Here is a 17001-nt window from a genome sequence, read left to right as displayed (position 1 = left end):
CCCATCCGTGTTGGAGAACGTCTCGTGAAGATCGAAGCCCATTCAGTGGCGATTATCGGAGGCGGCCTGGGAGGCCTTGCCGCCGCCTGCGTGGCGGCCGCCCGCGGGCATCGGGTCAGCGTCTACGACAAGAATGCCTGGTTCGGCGGCAAAGCGGCGGTGCTTCACGAAGGCGGATTCCGGTTCGATATGGGGCCGACAATCCTGACCGTCCCGCGCGTCCTCGAGCGAATCTTCGCCGAAGCCGGCCGGAAACTGTCCGACTATCTCGAACTGGTGCGCCTAGACCCGCAATGGCGCTGCTTCTTCGACGACGGAACCCGCATCGATCTCGAAGCCGATGTCGACGCGATGGCAAACGTCATGGAGCGCTTCGCGCCCGGCAAGAACGTCGGCGACGGGTATCGCAAGTTCCAGGACCTCTCCGAGAACCTGCATACCATCTCGAACCGATTTTTCTTCTGGAAGCCGGTGGAGGATCTGTTCGACACCATCAACATCCGCGCCAACATGAATCCCGGAACCTTGAAGGACGTGCTCGCCCTGCGGATGGGATCGTCTGTTGCCGGGACGATCCGGTCGAAGGTGAAGGACGAGCGTCTGGCCCAGATGCTGGACCATTTCACCCAATATGTCGGCTCTTCGCCCTATGGCTCCCCGGCCGTTCTATGCGCCATCGCGCATATGCAGGCCGCCGAAGGTGTGTGGTATCCGGTCGGCGGAACCCGTGCGGTCGCCGAGGCAATGATGAAACTGGCGGGCGAGCTCGGCGCAACCTTCCATCCGGAATCCGACATCCAATCGCTGACCATTGAAGGCGGCGCCGTCAAGGGTATCGTCACCGCGACGGGGGAGAGCATCGCGTTCGACAGCGTGATCTCCAACATGGATTCCATCAGGACCTATCGCGAACTGGTGGGCGGCGAGGTCGGCGAGCATTACGCCCGCAAGGATTTCGAGCCCGCCTGCTCGGGCGTTGTGCTCTATCTCGGCCTGAAGAAGCGCTACGATCACCTGCTCCACCACGATTTCGTGTTCTCGCGCGATCCGAAGGAGGAGTTCGATTATATCTACCACAAGGGCGAGCCCGCTCCCGATCCCACCTGCTACATCGCCGCTCCGTCGGCCACCGATCAGAGCGTCGCGCCGGAGGGCGGCGAAGCGCTATACGTACTGGTTCACACGCCCTATCTGCGGCCGCATCACGACTGGAACGCGATGTTCCCGGCCTATCGGCAAGTCATTCTCGACAAGCTGAAACGGACAGGCGGGATGGACGACATTGAGGACCGCATCATCGTCGAGCGACATCTGACGCCGCAGGATATCCACGACCGGTACAAGGTGCTGAATGGAGCGATCTATGGTCTGGCAAGCCACGGCAAGTTCATGGGCGCCTTCAAGCCGGGCAACCGGAGCCGGCAGGTCAAGGGTCTGTATCTTGCCGGCGGCGCGGCCCATCCGGGCCCCGGCATGCCCATGGTGATGATGTCCGGCTGGATCGCCGCCGACGCCCTCGATTCCGACGTCCGGGGCGATGCGGTGCGGAACGCATCGTGACGGATGGCGCAGGCCTCTCCGGACATGGCAGCGACCGGATCTCCGGTTCGCCATCTCCGGTCGCACGGCGGTCTGTGCTCATTCATCGGTTCATGGTGTCGTATTTCGCCCGTTACCTGCGACGGCATTTGAACGGTCTTCACATTGCCGCGTGGGGCCTGCCGCCCGACCTCTCCACTGGGCGGTTGATCGTTTACTCGAACCACCCCGCATGGTGGGATGCGGCGCTCTACGTGCTGGCGGCTGACCGCTTCTTTCCCGACCACGAGAGCTATGCTCCCATCGACGCCGAGATGCTTCGGCATTACGGCGTCCTGTCGCGGATCGGGGCGTTTGGGGTCGATCTCGAAAGCCGGAAGGGTGCGACGCAGTTTCTCACCGCCAGCAAAGAGATTCTCGCCTCCGAAAACAGGGCGCTGTGGATCACGGCGCAGGGCGGTTTCAGCGATGTGCGGCAGCGTCCTCTTGGGTTGAAACCGGGGCTCGGGCGACTGATGGACATCGCCCCATCGGCCACGGTTCTTCCGCTCGCGATCGAGTACAGCTTCTGGTCTGAGCGCGGCGCCGAAGCCTTCATTGCTTTCGGCCCCCCGCTTCGTGCAGCGGATCTGTCGGCCGCACCTCGCAACGAGCGCTTCGCCACGCTGGACGTGGCCCTGACCGCAACACTCGATCGGCTGGCTGCGGACGTGCAGTCGCGCGACCCCGCGAAATTTCGCCCGGTTCTCAGCGGCAAGGCCGGCATCGGCGGCGTCTATGACGGCTGGCGGCGTGCGACGGCGCTTCTGCGGGGCAGACGGTTTGACCCCTCTCACCAGGGGCGCCCGTCATGAGCCAGGCTGCACATTATCTGGTTCTTGTGCTGGCGGCGTTCCCCGCTCTTCTTGCGCTGATGAACCTGTCCATCCTGCGCGCCACGCCAAGGGCCTCGCCGGACACCGACACGCTCGTCTCCATCCTGATCCCCGCCCGCAATGAGGCTGGCAACATCGCGGCGGCACTCGATGCGGCGCTGGCGAGCGTCGGCATCGCCATTGAAGTCCTGGTAATGGATGACGGCTCGACGGATGGAACCGGGCAGATTGTGGCGGAATACGCTGCGCGCGACACGCGGGTACACCTGCATCTGGCGCCGTCCCTGGCCGATGGATGGACCGGCAAGGTCCATGCCTGTCATCACCTCGCGCAGGCTGCGAAGGGCACCCATCTTCTGTTCGTCGATGCGGATGTGCGCCTCTGCCCGAACGCAGCCGCCATGCTCGCGGGTCATGCCCGCAAGAACGCGATGGCCCTCGTCAGCGCGGTGCCGCGGCAGATCATGAAAAGCGTCGGGGAATGGCTGACGGTCCCGACCATCAATCTGCTGCTTCTGGGTTATCTGCCGATCGGCTTCATGCGCCTGTCACGCGATCCGGGACTGGGCGCTGCCTGCGGCCAGCTTGTGCTGGTGGACGCGCAGGCCTACCGCGCCGTCGGCGGTCATGCGGCGATCCGCGCTCTCCTTCATGATGGCATCCAGCTGGCGCGCCTGTTCCGGCGCAAGGGCCATATGACAGATCTCATTCAAGGCGACCGACTTGGGACATGCCGGATGTATCGTGGATTTGACGAGGCGTGGGACGGCTTTGCCAAGAATGCGCGCGAAGGCATGGCCACGCCCGTCGGCTTGCCGATCTGGACCCTTCTTCTGCTGGGGGGGCACGTTGCTCCGTTCGTCCTGCTTGCCTTCCAGCCGACCGTGCCTATCATTCTCGCGGTCATGCTGACGGTCGGCCTGCGAGCCCTGATCACCCTGAGCACGCGGGAAAACCCGGTCTCGATCCTCTTTCATCCCTTCACCATTCTCGTCGGCCTTGCGATCCAGTGGAGTGTGCTCCTCGGCATCGGCACGGCACGACGGCCAGGGTGGAAGGGACGGCTCTATCCGGCGGCATAGAATGATGCGTGAAGCCCGGCCACCTGCCACCAAACAGCCGCGCGACGAGAATTTTCCGGTCGCGTCCCTTCTGCTGTCCAGGCATGATCGCGCAGCCGTTCTGGCCTTCTATCGCTTTGTGCGTCTGGCAGACGACATCGCGGACTCGGACCGCCTGACAGCGGACGACAAGATCGCACAGCTCGCGGCCCTTGAGAGCGGACTCACAACGGGCCTTTCGACCTGCGCGGAAGCCGAAAGCCTGCACGCCGTCGACGCGGCTCATGGCGCCGGCGTGGCCGAGGCGAGGGCGATGCTCAAGGCCTTCCGACAGGACGCCACCAAAGATCGTTACGCGGATTGGGCGGAGCTGATCGAATACTGCCGACACTCCGCCAACCCCGTCGGCCGCTTTCTGCTGCGGCTTCATGGCGAGCCGGAGAGTGCGAACGCTGCTGCCGATGGCCTTTGCACGGCCCTGCAGATCCTCAATCACCTTCAGGATTGCAGCAAGGATGCCCGGGATCTCGACCGGATCTATCTGCCCCTGCCGTGGCTCGACCGGGCCGGCGGCCAGATGGCCTTTTTCGACCCCAGCCGTCCGGAACATCGGCGCAGGATTCTCGATACCGCGCTTGATCGCGTCGATCATTTGATCGACGTCGCCGAGGCCCTTCCCGGACAATTGAAGAGCCGACGTCTGCGCGCCCAGAGCGTCGCGACCCTGGCACTGGCCAAGCGGCTGCGCGACCGGCTGCGCAGCCGCGATCCTGTCCGCGAGCGCGTGGAGGTCACCAAAGCGGACGCAGCCGCGGCCTTCCTGCAGAGCGTCGGCGACCGGGTGTTTGCGCGGACAAGACGCGACCGTGACATCACGGCCGCGATCGTCAATCGGTCCGGCTCCTCTTTCCGCCTCGGCATGCAAAGCCTGACGGACGAGAAGCGCCGCGCGATCCACGCCGTCTATGCGTTCTGCCGCGCGGTGGATGACATCGCCGACGGGGCCGCCCCGGTCCGGGAGAAAGAGGAGTTCCTCGACTGCTGGCGGCAGGAAATCGACACGCTCGACACGCGAGCGGTGAGTCCGGTCGGACGGGAGCTGGCCCATGCCGCGGCTCGTTTTGCCTTGCCGTTACACGAGTTTCACGCCGTGCTGGACGGGATGGCCACGGACAGTGCCGACCGTCTCCGTTTCGCCCAGGATGCCGACCTTGCGCGTTACGCTCGACAGGTTGCGGGCTCCGTGGGTGCGCTGTCCGTGCGCATTTTTGGGGCCAAGGACGCGCACGAATTCGCACTCGATCTGGGTCACACCTTGCAGCTGGTCAATATCCTGCGCGACGTCGATGAGGATGCCGAACGCGATCGCGTCTATGTCCCCCTGTCGCGATTGAACGCATGGGGTGTTGCGGACGGGACGGCTTCCGCCATGGTGTCCGATCCGCGCTTTGCGAGGGCGTGCGAGGAGCTGGCGCGCGAGGCGGCTGCCGGTTTCGCCGCGGCCGATCGCTCCCTTCGATCTCTCGACCGGGCGGCCCTGAAACCCGCAATCCTCATGCTGGAGAGCTACCGGCTGATCCTCGATCGGCTGATCGCGCGCGGATGGACTGAGCGACGCGGCCGGTTGCGGCTGACCACGGGCGATCGCCTGCAACTGCTCGGCCTCGCGATGAGGCCAGCCTGATGGTGGCGCATACGCACATCGTGGGCGCCGGCGTTGCGGGTCTGAGCGCAGCCTTGGCCGCGTCCCGCAGCGGCGACCGCGTGACCTTGTATGAGGCGGCGCCCCAGGCCGGCGGCCGCTGCCGCACCCTTTTTCCGCCCGACGGTTTTCACCATGACAACGGCACTCATGTGCTGTTTACCGGCAACCGTGCGGCCATTCGGCTGCTCGACGAGGTTGGCGCGCGCAACCAATGGATCGCGCCGGAGCCGGCCGGGCTGCCGCTTTACGACGGCCTTACGGGAGTGACGCGACATGCGGGCCTCCAGCCGCTGTCATGGCGACACCGCAATCGCCGACCTCCCGGTCTGACCCTCGCCGACATCCCCCGCTTTGCCCGGCTCTTTTTTTCTGTTGTCGATCGGCCGGTAGGTCAGATCTTTGAAGGCAGTCAGGCGCGCGACACGTTTATCGAGCCGCTTACGGTCGCCATTCTCAATACGCCGATGGCGCAGGCCTCCGCCAAACGGTTGCGACGGGGCCTGTGGCGGCTCGCATTGCCGGGTGCCGCCCGGCTTCTCGTTGCGCAGTCCGGCCTGACGGCCGATCTCGTAGAGCCCGCCCTGCAATGTCTGTCCACGCGACAGGTCCGGTTTCTCCCGTCGCATCGGCTCCGCGCCGTCGAAACCGACGGAAGACGGGCAACGCGCCTGCGCCTGTCCGACAGTCTTGTGGCACTGGGCCCGGAGGATCGCGTGATCCTTGCCTTGCAACCTCAGGAGATCCGGCGGCTCCTTCCGTGGCTCACAGTCCCGACGCAATTCGAACCAATCCTGAACGTGCATTTCCGTCTCGAAGGACTGGTCACGCCACGCCTGATCGGCCTGACCGGCGGCCTTGCTCAATGGATGCTTGTCCGAGCGGACCATGTGAGCGTGACCGTATCAGCCGCCGGCACTGTCATCGATAGCGACACGGATGTGCTAGCCGCCGACATATGGCGCGAAATCAGTCCGGTCCTGATCGCGCTCGGCATCGACGCCGGAACCGGCCCGATGCCCGCATCGAGGCTCGTCAAGGAACGTCGCGCCACCATCAGCCAGTGCGCGGGGCCACTGCCCCAGCCGCCCGTCCGTCCGTTGACGAATCTGACCTTGGCTGGAGACTGGATCGGATCGCTGCCCGCCACCATCGAGAGCGCGGTGATTGCCGGCGAACGGGCCGTGGCGGCGTTGGGCAGGCGCCTCTGGCGCACCCCGGTGCGGGCTGCACAAGCGACGACGACGGAGGAGGTTGCATGAAGCGTGGGCTGGAACCCTTGACTGTGCTGCTGGCAGCGCCGCGTGGGTTTTGCGCAGGCGTGGAACGGGCAATTCAGGCGGTCGAGGACGCCCTCGCGCAAACGGGCAAGCCGGTCTATGTGCGCCACGAGATTGTCCACAACGGTTTCGTGGTCAACGCCCTGAAACGAAAAGGCGCAGTGTTCGTCGACGAGTTGTCGGAGATTCCCGACGGCGCCGTGGCGATCTTCAGCGCCCATGGGGTGTCGCGCGAAGTCGAGCGTGAGGCGGCCGGCCGCGATCTGGCGGTTCTCGACGCGACCTGTCCGCTCGTGCGTCGCGTGCATGTGGAAGGAAGACGGCATGCCCAAGCCGGGCGCGACGTCATTCTGATCGGCCACCGGTCGCACGTGGAGGTGGAGGGAACGATCGGCCAGATTGCCGGGATCGTCCACGTGGTCGAAACCGTCGAGGATGTTCGCTCGGTCTGCGTCAGCGATCCTGATCACGTGGCCTACGTGACGCAGACGACCCTGTCGGTGGACGACACCCGCGGCATCATCGCGGCGCTCAGAATGCGTTTCCCGGCGATCCAGGGCCCCGACACCAAGACGATCTGCTATGCCACGCAAAATCGCCAGCTGGCGGTGCGGGTGATCGCTGCACGGGCCGAACGCGTCATTGTCTGCGGGTCGGGCAATTCGTCCAACACCGCACGGCTGCGCGAAGTCGCAGAGAGCCACGGACGGCCCGCGCTTCTGATGCAGGACCCGCGCGATCTCACCTTGTCGTTCATCGACGGCGTCGCGGTGATCGGTCTCACGGCGGGCGCATCGGCGCCCGAGCAGATGATCAATCAGGCGCTGGCACGTCTTGCGGAATGGCGGGATTTGTCAGTCGAGGAGGTGCGCGTTACCCATGAGGGCACGCGCTTTGCCCCCGTCGACCTGTCCTTTCTGACCCATCAGGCCGCCAGTGTCTCCTGAGCCGGCAGGACGACGAGACCGAGACGGTCGCGCCGGAGCCAGCGCCACAGCATCAGCGACGCGACCACGGCAAGACCGGTCGCCAGTCCGATCCAGATTCCGACTCCTCGAAGGGGCGTGAAGAAGGCCAGCCAGATCCCGAGCGGCAAGCCGACGCCCCAATACCCGATGGCGGCGTACACCATGGGCACGCGGGTATCCTGCAGGCCCCGCAGCATTCCGGCCCCGACGACCTGGGCTCCGTCGACCAGCTGGAACAGGGCCGCCAGGATGAGGAACGACACCGCAAAGCCAATGACCGGCGCGTTTCTGGGATCGGCCATATCCAGAAAGGCCCCGATCAGCGCATGGGGCGCCATCAGCATGAGAGCCGCCGTGAAGACCATGAACCCGACCCCAAGGGCGAACCCGCTCCAGCCGGCGCGCGTCACCCCGTCCCGATCCTGCCCGCCAAAGGCGCGGCCGACGCGAACGGTGACGGCCTGGCTGATTCCGAACGGCACCATGAAGCACACGGACGCGATCTGCAGCGCAATGGCGTGGGCCGCCAGTTCGTTGGCGCCGAGGCGCCCCATCAACAGGGCGGCGGCGTTGAAGATCGTCACCTCGAAAGCCATTGTGAGGGCAATGGGCAACCCGATGCGCCAGAGCCCCCGGTAGCGGGCCCAATCCGGTCGCCAGAACCGGCCAAAGAGATGGTATCGCCGCAACTGGCGGTCGTGGCTGATGACGATGGCCAGCGCGACGAACATGAACGTGCTCGAGATCACCGTGCCGATTCCCGCGCCGATCAGCCCGAGGGCCGGCAGGCCAAAATGGCCCAGCATCAACCCGTAGGCGGCTGCGAAGTTGACCGGAATGGCCAGCAATCCGATCACCAACGCCCATCCGGGCCGCTCCAGCGCAGACAGGAACGACCGCAGGACAAGGTAGAGCAGGAAGGGGAGCAGGCTCCATTGCAGGGCGCGCATATAGGAGGCTGCAGCCTTCGCCAGGCTCGGCTCCTGGCCGGTGGCCAAGAGAATGGCCTCGCCGTTCCAGGTGATGATCCAGATCGGGACAGCAACCGTCACAGCCACCCAGAACCCCTGCCTCACCGTCCGCCGGACCTCGCGAACGGAGTGGCGGCGACGTCCAAGCTCTTCGGCAATCACGGGCGCGGTCGCGCTGACGAGGCCGATGCCGAAAATCAGGAAGGCGAAATATAGATTGGTCCCGAGCGCTCCGGCCGCCAGGGCATCGGAGCCCAGCCAGCCCATGAGGATCACGTCCGAGGTCATCAGGGAATGCTGGGCCAGGTTGGTGAGAATCAGCGGCCAGCTCAAGGCGAGCATGGCGGCCATTTCGAGTTTCCAGGCCGTATTCTTTGTTTTTTGAGGTCTTTTGGGCATCATAATGCGGTCTTTTAGGACGAAACGCGCGAAAAAGGCCACCGCAAAGGCCCGGCGGGCGAAGTTCACAGGCGGCAATGCCCGCCGATGGCGCGCTTCCGGACTGTCCCATCGGGAACTTGGCAGCACGGCCCCCGTTCACTGGTTCACCCTCCAACCCTGTCACGGAGCTTCCCATGGCGCAGGTGGCCCTTTCCACCGCGATCGCGTTCAGCCTCCCACCGGCCATTACAAACGGCGACGGGCAGATGCGCACGGTCGGAGTCGAAGTCGAATTTGCCGGCCCGTCGGCGGAGAAGACGGTCCGGGCCCTGCAGGAGAGCCTGGGCGGCGAGGTCATTGAGATCGATCCCCATGCCTTCACGCTCGTGGGGTCGGCCATCGGCGACGTAACCGTCGAGCTCGACAGCCGCATGTTGCATCCCGGCAAGACAGGGAGCGGGACTCTCACCGTCGTGCCGAAGCTTGCCGCCTGGTTCGGCTTTGCGGCAAGCTATCTCATCCCATGCGAATTGGTGACCGGTCCGATCGCCGTCGACCGTCTGCAGGAGGTCGATCGGGTCCTGTCGAGTTTGCGGGCGCTCGGCGCCAAGGGAACCCAGGACGCGGCCTTCTACGCGTTCGGCCTGCACTTCAACCCTGAAATCCCGCGCCAGGATGCCGAGACGGCACTGGCTTTTCTCAAGAGTTTCGTCCTGCTCAATCCCTGGCTGCGCCGGGAAGTCGCGCCTGACGCGACCCGGGAATTCCTGGGTTTCGCCGATCCCTTTCCGGCCGCCTACGTGCGCAAGATTACATCCCCCCAGTATTGGCCGGCGATGGACGCTTTCATCGACGATTATCTGGCGGCCAATCCCACCCGCAACCGGGATCTGGACCTGCTGCCCTTGCTGCTGCACTTCGACGAAGCGCGCGTCCGTGCGGTTCTGCCGGGCGAAAAGATCAACGGCCGGCCGACCTTTCACTACCGCCTGCCCGATGCGCGGGTCAGCGACCCTGGCTGGAGCATGGCGCCGGACTGGAACCGCTGGGTCGCGGTGGAGCGGCTGGCCTCCGACAGGCAGCGGTTGGAATCGGTGTGCGCCGCCTATCTGGATTTCGACGGCCAAGACAAGAGCTGGGCCGAAATCGTCGAGCAGATCGCGCGGCCATGAGCAGACCACTCATCGGCGTCACCACATCACGGCGCGGCGGGTGGCGCAGCTACCTGATGCACCGACTGGCGATTGGACGAGCAGGCGGGCGCGCCGTTCGGCTCGTCCCGGGAGATGCCCGCCCGATGGAGCCGCTCGACGGTCTGGTGATTGGCGGCGGGGACGACATCGGAGCGGAGATCTATGGCGGTCAGGTTCTGCCTGATGTGCGCATCGATCCCGACCGGGATCGGCTTGAACTGGACCTCCTGAAGGGTGCACTGCCGTCAGGCCTGCCCGTACTGGGAATCTGCCGCGGATCGCAGATGATCAACGTCGCGCTCGGGGGCACACTGCACACGGATATCTATGCGGTCTACGAACAGGCGCCAAAGATGCGTACCGTGCTGCCGAAGAAGCGGGTCTCCATCATGCCGGGCACGCGGCTCGACCGAATTCTTTGCTGCAATCCGTGCCAGGTGAATGCCCTGCATCACCAGTCCGTCGACCGCCTCGGCAAAGGTCTCGCGATCGCCGCCCAGGACGAGAGCGGCATCGTGCAGGCGATCGAAGCCGAGGCCGGCCCCTTTCTGCTGGGCGTTCAATGGCATCCCGAACTGCTGTTCTGGAAAGCCCAGCAACAGCGGCTCTTTTCAGCTCTTGTTGATGCGGCGCGACAGAGCGCGAGCGCCCCGGCCACAGGCACCCCTGCGGCCCACGATCAAGGCGCGCGGCGCGCCTGATTGGGAAACAGGGCCACCACTTTCACCTCGCCGGCAAAGCGCAGCTCTCGCTGAATGGCCGCATGGAGATCACGGCTCACAATGGGCTTGTGCAGGAGTGGGAACTCACTCTGTTCCTCAGCGACGAGCGGGTTGCCGGTGAAGAGCACGATCGGCAAATCAGGGAAGCTCTGCCGCACCTCGCGGGCCAGCATCACGCCGCTCATGGTGCCTGGCATCGACACATCCATCAGAACCAATTCGGGCGTCCTGGCGCGCAAGCTGCGGAGGGCCTGGCCCGGATCGGTGGCCACATGGGTGACGTAACCGAATTCCTCCAGCATCGTCTGGACCGCAAGCGCCACCTCGACCTCATCGTCCACCACCAGAATTTCCAGTGCCGAGCGGATTTTTTCGGACGGACTTGGGTCATCGTCTGCCGCAGCGGCGCCAAGACGCGCCGGCAAATCCGCACGCCGCAGATACAGGGTGATGGTCAATCCATTGCCGTTGCTGCGCACCTCCGTCGCCCCGCCCAGCCGATGGAGGAAATGCAGACCCCGGTTAAGGGTCATCGACGCTCCCTTATCCAGATCCTGTGGGCTGAAGGCGTCTGCCCGCGCGCGGCCTGCGACGGGCAGTTCCGAACCGTCGCTGCTGTCGATCATCACCCGGACGAAATCGCCTTCGAGAAGTGGGTCGGACAGGGCGCCCCGCTGAACCTGCTGGTTGGACGCCTCGATCCGGATGGCGCCACCCTGTGCGAGGGCGTCGCGCGCATGCGCGCTCAGCGTCACGATGGCGGTCTCCAACTCGTCCGGGTCGACCGCGACGGGCCAGAGGTTATCGCTCAAGGAGACCCGCAACTCCACGGTATCGCGGAGCAGGGACCGGCTGAGCAGCGCCGCAACAGATTGGATCCGCGCCCCCAGGTCGATGTTTTCAACATGCGGCCCCTGCTGGCGGGAGAAGGCGGTTGACCGCGCGAGCAAGGCTGCTGCCTGGTCAGCAGCCACAAGGGCCGAGAGCAGCTTGCGCTGCAGGATGGGCTGCTCTTTCATCTGGCGCGCGACCGCGTCGATATTCGCGCTGATCACCATCAGCCGGTTGTTGAGATCGTGAACGATCCCATCCCGCAACCGGTCCACCGCCTCGGCCTTCTGCGCGCGCCGAAAAGCGATGTCGTCCTCGGGTTCAGGGGTCGGATTGCGTCCCACCGATACGGTTTCGCTTGGGTTGGCAGCGTTGTGCCGCGGCACCAGCCGCCCGATCCGGGCTGCTGCATCTGACGGACCTTGCCGAACGCGTGTCATCTCCCGGGCGATCAGGACGGTGCTTGCCGTCACGACGGCCATGAAGGCGACCACGGTCGCCATCATCCAGTCCGGCTCACCGCTGAAGGCGGCGGCGACCAGAACAAGCGCCGATCCGATCAACAGCACGGCCAGGGCAGACAGGAGAAAGCGCGGTTGGAACGGAGGCTGATCCATGGCTTTGACGACTAAGGGTATTGACGGAGCGGCTGGCAAGCGCCAATGCCACGAATTGTCCTCGCATTGCACAGCCTTCGCAAGGACGTTTTTCCACGCTGGCCACAGGAGGCTTGTTCTGAAGGACACCATTATGAGGGCTTTCCGTTTCAGACCTCTGAAGGCAGCCCTCGGCGCCTGCGCTGTCCTGTCGGCCATGATCTCGGCCGCCTGGGCCCAGGAGGACGTGGAAAGCCGCGTCTCGCGCCTTTTGGCCACAATGACCCTTGAGGAGAAAGTCGGCCAACTCAACCTGATTTCTCACGGCCCTCCCTTGCGCTGGGCGGACATTCAGGAAGGACGAAGCGGGGCCCTTCTCAACTTCAACAATGCCCAGGATGTCGCCCGTGCCCAGGCGCTCGCGCGTCAGTCGCGCCTGAAGATCCCGCCCCTGTTCGGCCTCGACATCGTTCATGGTTTCCGGACGCAGTTCCCGGTTCCGCTTGGAGAAGCTGCGGCCTTCAACCCGCGCCTGTCACGTCTGGCCGCAGAATGGGCTGGCCGCGAGGCCTCCTATGTCGGGGTCAACTGGACCTTTGCCCCCATGGCCGACCTGTCGCGGGACAGTCGCTGGGGCCGGATTGTCGAGGGTTTCGGCGAGGATCCCTATCTGGGCTCGGTCCTGACCGCCGCGCGGGTCGAGGGCTTCCGCGCGGGCGGCCTTGCCACCGCCACCAAGCACTTCGCGGGCTACGGCGCCCCACAGGGCGGGCGCGACTACGACACCACTTATATTCCGCCGGCGGAGATGTACGACACCTACCTGCCGCCCTTCCGTGCGGCCCTCAATGCTGGTTCCATGAGCTTCATGGCGGCGTTCAATGCGCTGAACGGCGTGCCGTCTGCGGCCAATCCCTGGCTCCTGACGGAGGTCCTGCGCGACCAATGGGGCTTCGATGGCTTTGTCACGTCGGATTGGGCGAGCATCCAGGAGTTGCTCGGCCACGGCATCGCGGCAGACGGTGCAGAGGCCTCCCGCAAGGCCCTTCTGGCCGGCGTCGACATGGACATGATGGGCCAGCTCTACATCAAGCATGTGCCGACGGAGGTTCGCGCCGGCCGGATCCCCGAAGCCGTTGTGGACGAGGCCGTCAGGCGTGTGCTGCGCACGAAGGTCCGCCTCGGCTTGTTCGAGAAGCCGGACATCGATCCGACACGGGTCGATTCCATCTTCCCCACGGCGGAATCGCGACAGGCCGCCCGCGAGGTCGCGCGCGAGACGATGGTGCTGCTGAAGAACCGCGACGCTGTCCTTCCGATCGCCCCAACCACCCGCTCGATCGCCGTGATCGGCCCGCTGGCGAACGCGCCGCGCGACCAGATCGGGCCGCACGGGGCCCGCGGTCATCAGGAGGACAGCGTCTCCATTCTGACGGGCGTGCGGGACCGCGCCCAGCGGGCAGGGATTGCCGTTCGGCAGGCTGACGGCTGCGATCTCATGTGCCGGACCACCGACCAATTGCCGGCAGCCCTCGCCGTCGCGCGCGAATCGGATCTGGTGATCGCGGTCTTCGGCGAACCGCAGGAGTTGTCCGGCGAGGCCGCCTCGCGCGCTCATCTGACGCTGAGCGGCAAGCAGGCCGAGATTCTGGAAGCGCTTGCGGCCACCGGCAAGCCGGTCGTGCTGGTGATCATCGGCGGCCGACCGCTGGAGCTGGGCAAGCTGGCCGACACGCTGCCGGCCATTCTCATGGCATGGTACCCGGGCACCGAGGCTGGCACCGCGGTTGCGGATATTCTCTTCGGCGACGCCAATCCGAGCGGAAAGCTGCCGCTCAGCTGGCCGCGCACGATCGGCCAATTGCCACTCTACTACAACCGCCTTCCAACGGGCCGCCCGACGCTTGAGAACAACCGCTTCACCCTGAACTACATCGACGAGGCGATCTCGCCGCTCTACCCCTTCGGCTGGGGCCTGAGCTATTCCGCCTTCGCCTATTCGGATGCCACCATCGGACAGGCGAACCTGTCGGCGGGCGATCAGCTCGAGGCGAGCGTGACGCTTACCAACGGGAGCGACCGTGCGGGTCAGGAGGTTGCCCAGCTCTATATCCGCGATCCCATTGCAACCCGCAGTCGACCGCTCCGGCAATTGAAGGCCTTCGAGAAGATCCTGCTGCAGCCGGGCGAATCCCGGCGGGTGACCTTGCGGGTGCCGGTCACCGATCTCGGCTTTCATCTCGACGACGGGACCTACGTGATCGAGGAAGGCGCGATCCAGGTTTTCGTCGGGGGAAATGCGAATGCGCCGGCGATCGGCGAGGCGCGCATCCGGGAAACGACGCGGATTCCCTTCAATCAAAGGCGCGCCGGCCTACCCCTCTCGACCGCCCAGTAAGCACACCCTCCCAACGCCTGACCTCGAGAGCGTCGCCCTGTCATGGGCAGGCGACGCCAAAGGGCTGCTGTCCTCGTCGTGGAAGTGTCACACGGCCGGTGTACGGATTGTCACACTCTCCCTTCCCCCCGAACCGGGATTGTGGTTTGCTGGCTACATAAGAACGCGGAAAGCGTGTCTGGGAGGTTACGGCCATCGTGGATCATTCTGCTTTTCCGGCGATCGACATCGATCGCCTCCACGTCAGCTATGGCTCACAGCCCGTGCTGCATGGCGTGAACCTGTCCGTCGCGGCCGGTGAATTCATCGCCATCCTCGGCTCGTCCGGGTGCGGAAAGACGACGCTTCTGCGCACCATTGCGGGCTTCCAGAAAGCCACCGACGGGGCGATCCGCCTGTTTGGGCGGGACGTGGTCAACATGCCGCCCGAAAAACGCGGCATGGCGATGATGTTCCAATCCTATGCGTTGTGGCCGCACATGACGGTGCTGGGCAATGTGGGCTACGGCCTGCGCCTCAGGGGCATCGCCAGGGACGAGATCCGCCAACGGGTGGCCGCGATCCTCAAGATGCTGAACCTGTCGGGCCTTGAGGACCGCAAGGTCACGAACCTGTCGGGCGGGCAGCGCCAGCGCGTGGCGCTCGGCCGGGCGCTCGCCATCGAGCCGGAGATCCTGCTCCTCGACGAGCCGCTCTCCAATCTTGACGCCAAGGTGCGCATCCAGCTGCGGTCCGAGATCAAGTCCCTGCAGAACCGGCTCGGCTTCACGGCGATCCATGTGACCCACGATCGAGAAGAGGCCATGACCATGGCGGACCGGATCGTCGTGATGGATGCGGGGCGGATCGCCCAGATCGGCTCGCCGAAGGAAGTGTTCGACCATCCCAGCTCTCCGTTTGTCGCGAGCTTCATGGGCGCAGAGAACACGATCGCGCTCGATGTCCGGCCTGCGGCCGACGGCGTCGAGGTGAGCGTGGAGAACGGCCGTTCCGCATCATGGAACGGGTCGGGCGTCATGGGTCCGGTCACGGCCTATTTCCGCGACGACGTTGCCTCCCTGGACGATCCGGATGCGCTGATCGACGGGTCCATCATCCTGCCCGGACGCATCACGCAGAGAACCTATCCGGGCGGCCATTACCGCTATGTGGTGGCCATCAAGGACCGTCATTTCACCGTGACGGACGATCGCTATCACGAGCTCGATCGCGCGGTCGGCCTTCGCCTTCCGCTCGCATCCCTGCACCTGTTCCCTACCCTTGAGACCCCGGGAGAAACCCATGCATAAGACGATAGTGGCGGCTGGCATTTCGGCCGTTCTGCTGGCCGGTCCGGCCAGCGCCCAGACCCTCAACGTCGCCACCGCCGGCGACCAGAACATGGTCGACTACATCAAGGACTATCTCGGCCCGATGTTCGAAAAGAGCCATCCGGGCGTCAAGGTGGTGGCGGTCGGCACCGGACCCGGCGACGGTGGTTCGCAGAAGATCTTCGAGAAGCTCGATGCGCAGAAGAAGGCCGGGGCGAATTCGGACTTCGACGTCGTGGTCATCCACCAGAAGGCCGCCGGCACGCTGGTGAAGGACGAGCTGATCAAGAAATACCGGGACACGCTGCCTACCGGCAAGCTGGTGACCCGCGACACCGCCAACAACTCGCTCGGCACCGACGTCAGCGGCTATGTGATGCCGATGTTCCATTCGCAGACGGCCATCGCCTACAACCCCGATCTCGTGAAATCGCCGCCCAACAGCTACGCGGAACTGAGCGAATGGGTGAAGAAGAACCCCAAGCAGTTCGGCTATAACGGCATCAAGGGCGGCATGTCGGGCGTGGCTTTCGTGACCGGCTGGGTCTCGGCCTTCGGCGGCGATGCCGCCAAGCTCGAGGTCGGCCCCTATGACGCCGCCACCAAGGCCAGCTGGGACAAGGCCATGGGCGATCTCAAGGAGTTCAACAAGAACGTCGTGATCACCCCCGGCAATGCCGGCACCCTCGACATGCTGAACCGCGGCGAGATCGCCATGGGGCCGGTCTGGGTCGACATGTTCTATACCTGGAAGGCCGAAGGCAAATTGCCGCCGAACACCCGCCTGAAGCTCGTCTCGCCCGGCATGCCCGGCCAGCCGATGTATTACGCGGTTCCGGCCAAGACCGGCCAGGAAAAGCTGGCTGAGGAATTCATCGCGCTTGCCACCAGCCCCGAGGTGCAGGCCGAGGGAATCGTCAAGCGCTTCAACTGGTATCCGGGCATCGACGCCAACAACGTGCAAAGCAAGCTCGACAAGGCCGACTGGGACAAGCTCTTCGTGGACATCACCCCCGAGGCGCTCGCCGCCAACGGCAAGGCGTTCCCGATCGGGCCCTACTTCAACGACATTCTCGAGACCTACGAGAAAAAGGTCGCCAACTGATTGGGTGATCCATAACGGTCGGCTCGCACGGTTCGTGCGGGCCGACCGCTTTCGCTCTTCGACTTCCTG

13 protein-coding genes are annotated in these 17001 nt (G+C 65.0%); 11 read left to right on the top strand and 2 right to left on the bottom strand.

Going from position 1 to position 17001, the window contains the following annotated elements; all coding sequences use genetic code 11:
- The first annotated feature begins 30 nt into the window (after window positions 1–30).
- The 6 genes from J4G32_RS12300 to ispH all read left to right on the top strand — a co-directional run bounded on the left by J4G32_RS12300 (window position 31) and on the right by ispH (window position 7404).
- Window positions 31–1560, top strand: a complete 1530-nt coding sequence (locus J4G32_RS12300) for a phytoene desaturase family protein (protein ID WP_210494256.1) — start codon at window positions 31–33, stop codon at window positions 1558–1560.
- 92 nt (window positions 1561–1652) lie between these two features.
- Window positions 1653–2393 carry a lysophospholipid acyltransferase family protein gene (locus J4G32_RS12295; RefSeq protein WP_210494246.1) on the top strand — a complete coding sequence of 247 codons (741 nt, stop codon included), beginning with the start codon at window positions 1653–1655 and terminating at the stop codon, window positions 2391–2393.
- A complete protein-coding gene (locus J4G32_RS12290) occupies window positions 2390–3496 on the top strand; it encodes a glycosyltransferase family 2 protein (protein ID WP_210493336.1) in 1107 nt (368 codons plus the stop codon). Before J4G32_RS12295 ends, J4G32_RS12290 begins: the two co-directional genes overlap by 4 nt.
- Window position 3497: 1 nt before the next feature.
- Complete coding sequence (locus J4G32_RS12285) at window positions 3498–5159, top strand: squalene/phytoene synthase family protein (protein ID WP_210493330.1); 1662 nt, start codon at window positions 3498–3500, stop codon at window positions 5157–5159.
- Window positions 5159–6439 (top strand): hydroxysqualene dehydroxylase, encoded by a 1281-nt coding sequence (locus tag J4G32_RS12280; RefSeq protein ID WP_210493325.1) that lies wholly within the window; start codon window positions 5159–5161, stop codon window positions 6437–6439. The genes J4G32_RS12285 and J4G32_RS12280 overlap by 1 nt, the downstream gene beginning before the upstream one ends.
- A complete protein-coding gene (gene ispH / locus J4G32_RS12275; RefSeq protein WP_210493316.1) occupies window positions 6436–7404 on the top strand; it encodes a 4-hydroxy-3-methylbut-2-enyl diphosphate reductase in 969 nt (322 codons plus the stop codon). The genes J4G32_RS12280 and ispH overlap by 4 nt, the downstream gene beginning before the upstream one ends.
- Here the strand turns inward: ispH and J4G32_RS12270 are convergent.
- Entirely contained in the window at window positions 7383–8738 is a 1356-nt protein-coding gene (locus J4G32_RS12270; protein WP_210494239.1) for an MATE family efflux transporter, read from the bottom strand. The two genes, ispH and J4G32_RS12270, sit on opposite strands and share 22 nt — an antisense overlap.
- Before the next feature lie 233 nt (window positions 8739–8971).
- Here J4G32_RS12270 and J4G32_RS12265 point away from each other — a divergent pair, with 233 nt between their 5' ends.
- Both J4G32_RS12265 and J4G32_RS12260 read left to right on the top strand, forming a co-directional pair.
- Window positions 8972–9949 carry an amidoligase family protein gene (locus J4G32_RS12265; RefSeq protein ID WP_210493306.1) on the top strand — a complete coding sequence of 326 codons (978 nt, stop codon included), beginning with the start codon at window positions 8972–8974 and terminating at the stop codon, window positions 9947–9949.
- Window positions 9946–10671: a gamma-glutamyl-gamma-aminobutyrate hydrolase family protein gene (locus tag J4G32_RS12260; protein WP_210493302.1), complete on the top strand. Its 726-nt coding sequence runs from the start codon at window positions 9946–9948 to the stop codon at window positions 10669–10671. The genes J4G32_RS12265 and J4G32_RS12260 overlap by 4 nt, the downstream gene beginning before the upstream one ends.
- On the opposite strand, the gene J4G32_RS12255 is transcribed toward J4G32_RS12260, so the two are convergent.
- The gene (locus tag J4G32_RS12255) at window positions 10650–12140 is read right to left on the bottom strand and encodes a response regulator (RefSeq protein ID WP_210493296.1); all 1491 of its coding nucleotides are present in this window, start codon (window positions 12138–12140) and stop codon (window positions 10650–10652) included. The genes J4G32_RS12260 and J4G32_RS12255 overlap by 22 nt on opposite strands.
- 133 nt (window positions 12141–12273) lie before the next feature.
- On the opposite strand from J4G32_RS12255, the gene bglX reads away from it, so the two are divergent.
- The 3 genes from bglX (at window position 12274) to J4G32_RS12240 (ending at window position 16932) form a co-directional block, all read left to right on the top strand.
- On the top strand, window positions 12274–14517 hold the full coding sequence (bglX, locus tag J4G32_RS12250; protein WP_210493292.1) for a beta-glucosidase BglX: 2244 nt from the start codon (window positions 12274–12276) through the stop codon (window positions 14515–14517).
- A 197-nt stretch (window positions 14518–14714) separates the two neighbouring features.
- Complete coding sequence (locus J4G32_RS12245) at window positions 14715–15806, top strand: ABC transporter ATP-binding protein (RefSeq protein ID WP_343232642.1); 1092 nt, start codon at window positions 14715–14717, stop codon at window positions 15804–15806.
- Window positions 15799–16932, top strand: coding sequence for an ABC transporter substrate-binding protein (locus J4G32_RS12240; RefSeq protein WP_210493289.1), 1134 nt, complete (start codon window positions 15799–15801; stop codon window positions 16930–16932). Before J4G32_RS12245 ends, J4G32_RS12240 begins: the two co-directional genes overlap by 8 nt.
- Window positions 16933–17001 lie beyond the last annotated feature (69 nt).

Source organism: Microvirga antarctica (genome assembly GCF_017921815.1).
Taxonomy (GTDB): Bacteria; Pseudomonadota; Alphaproteobacteria; order Rhizobiales; family Beijerinckiaceae; genus Microvirga; species Microvirga antarctica.
The sequence above is the reverse complement of the archived record's forward strand: the minus strand, read 5'-3'. Positions and strand labels throughout refer to the sequence as shown.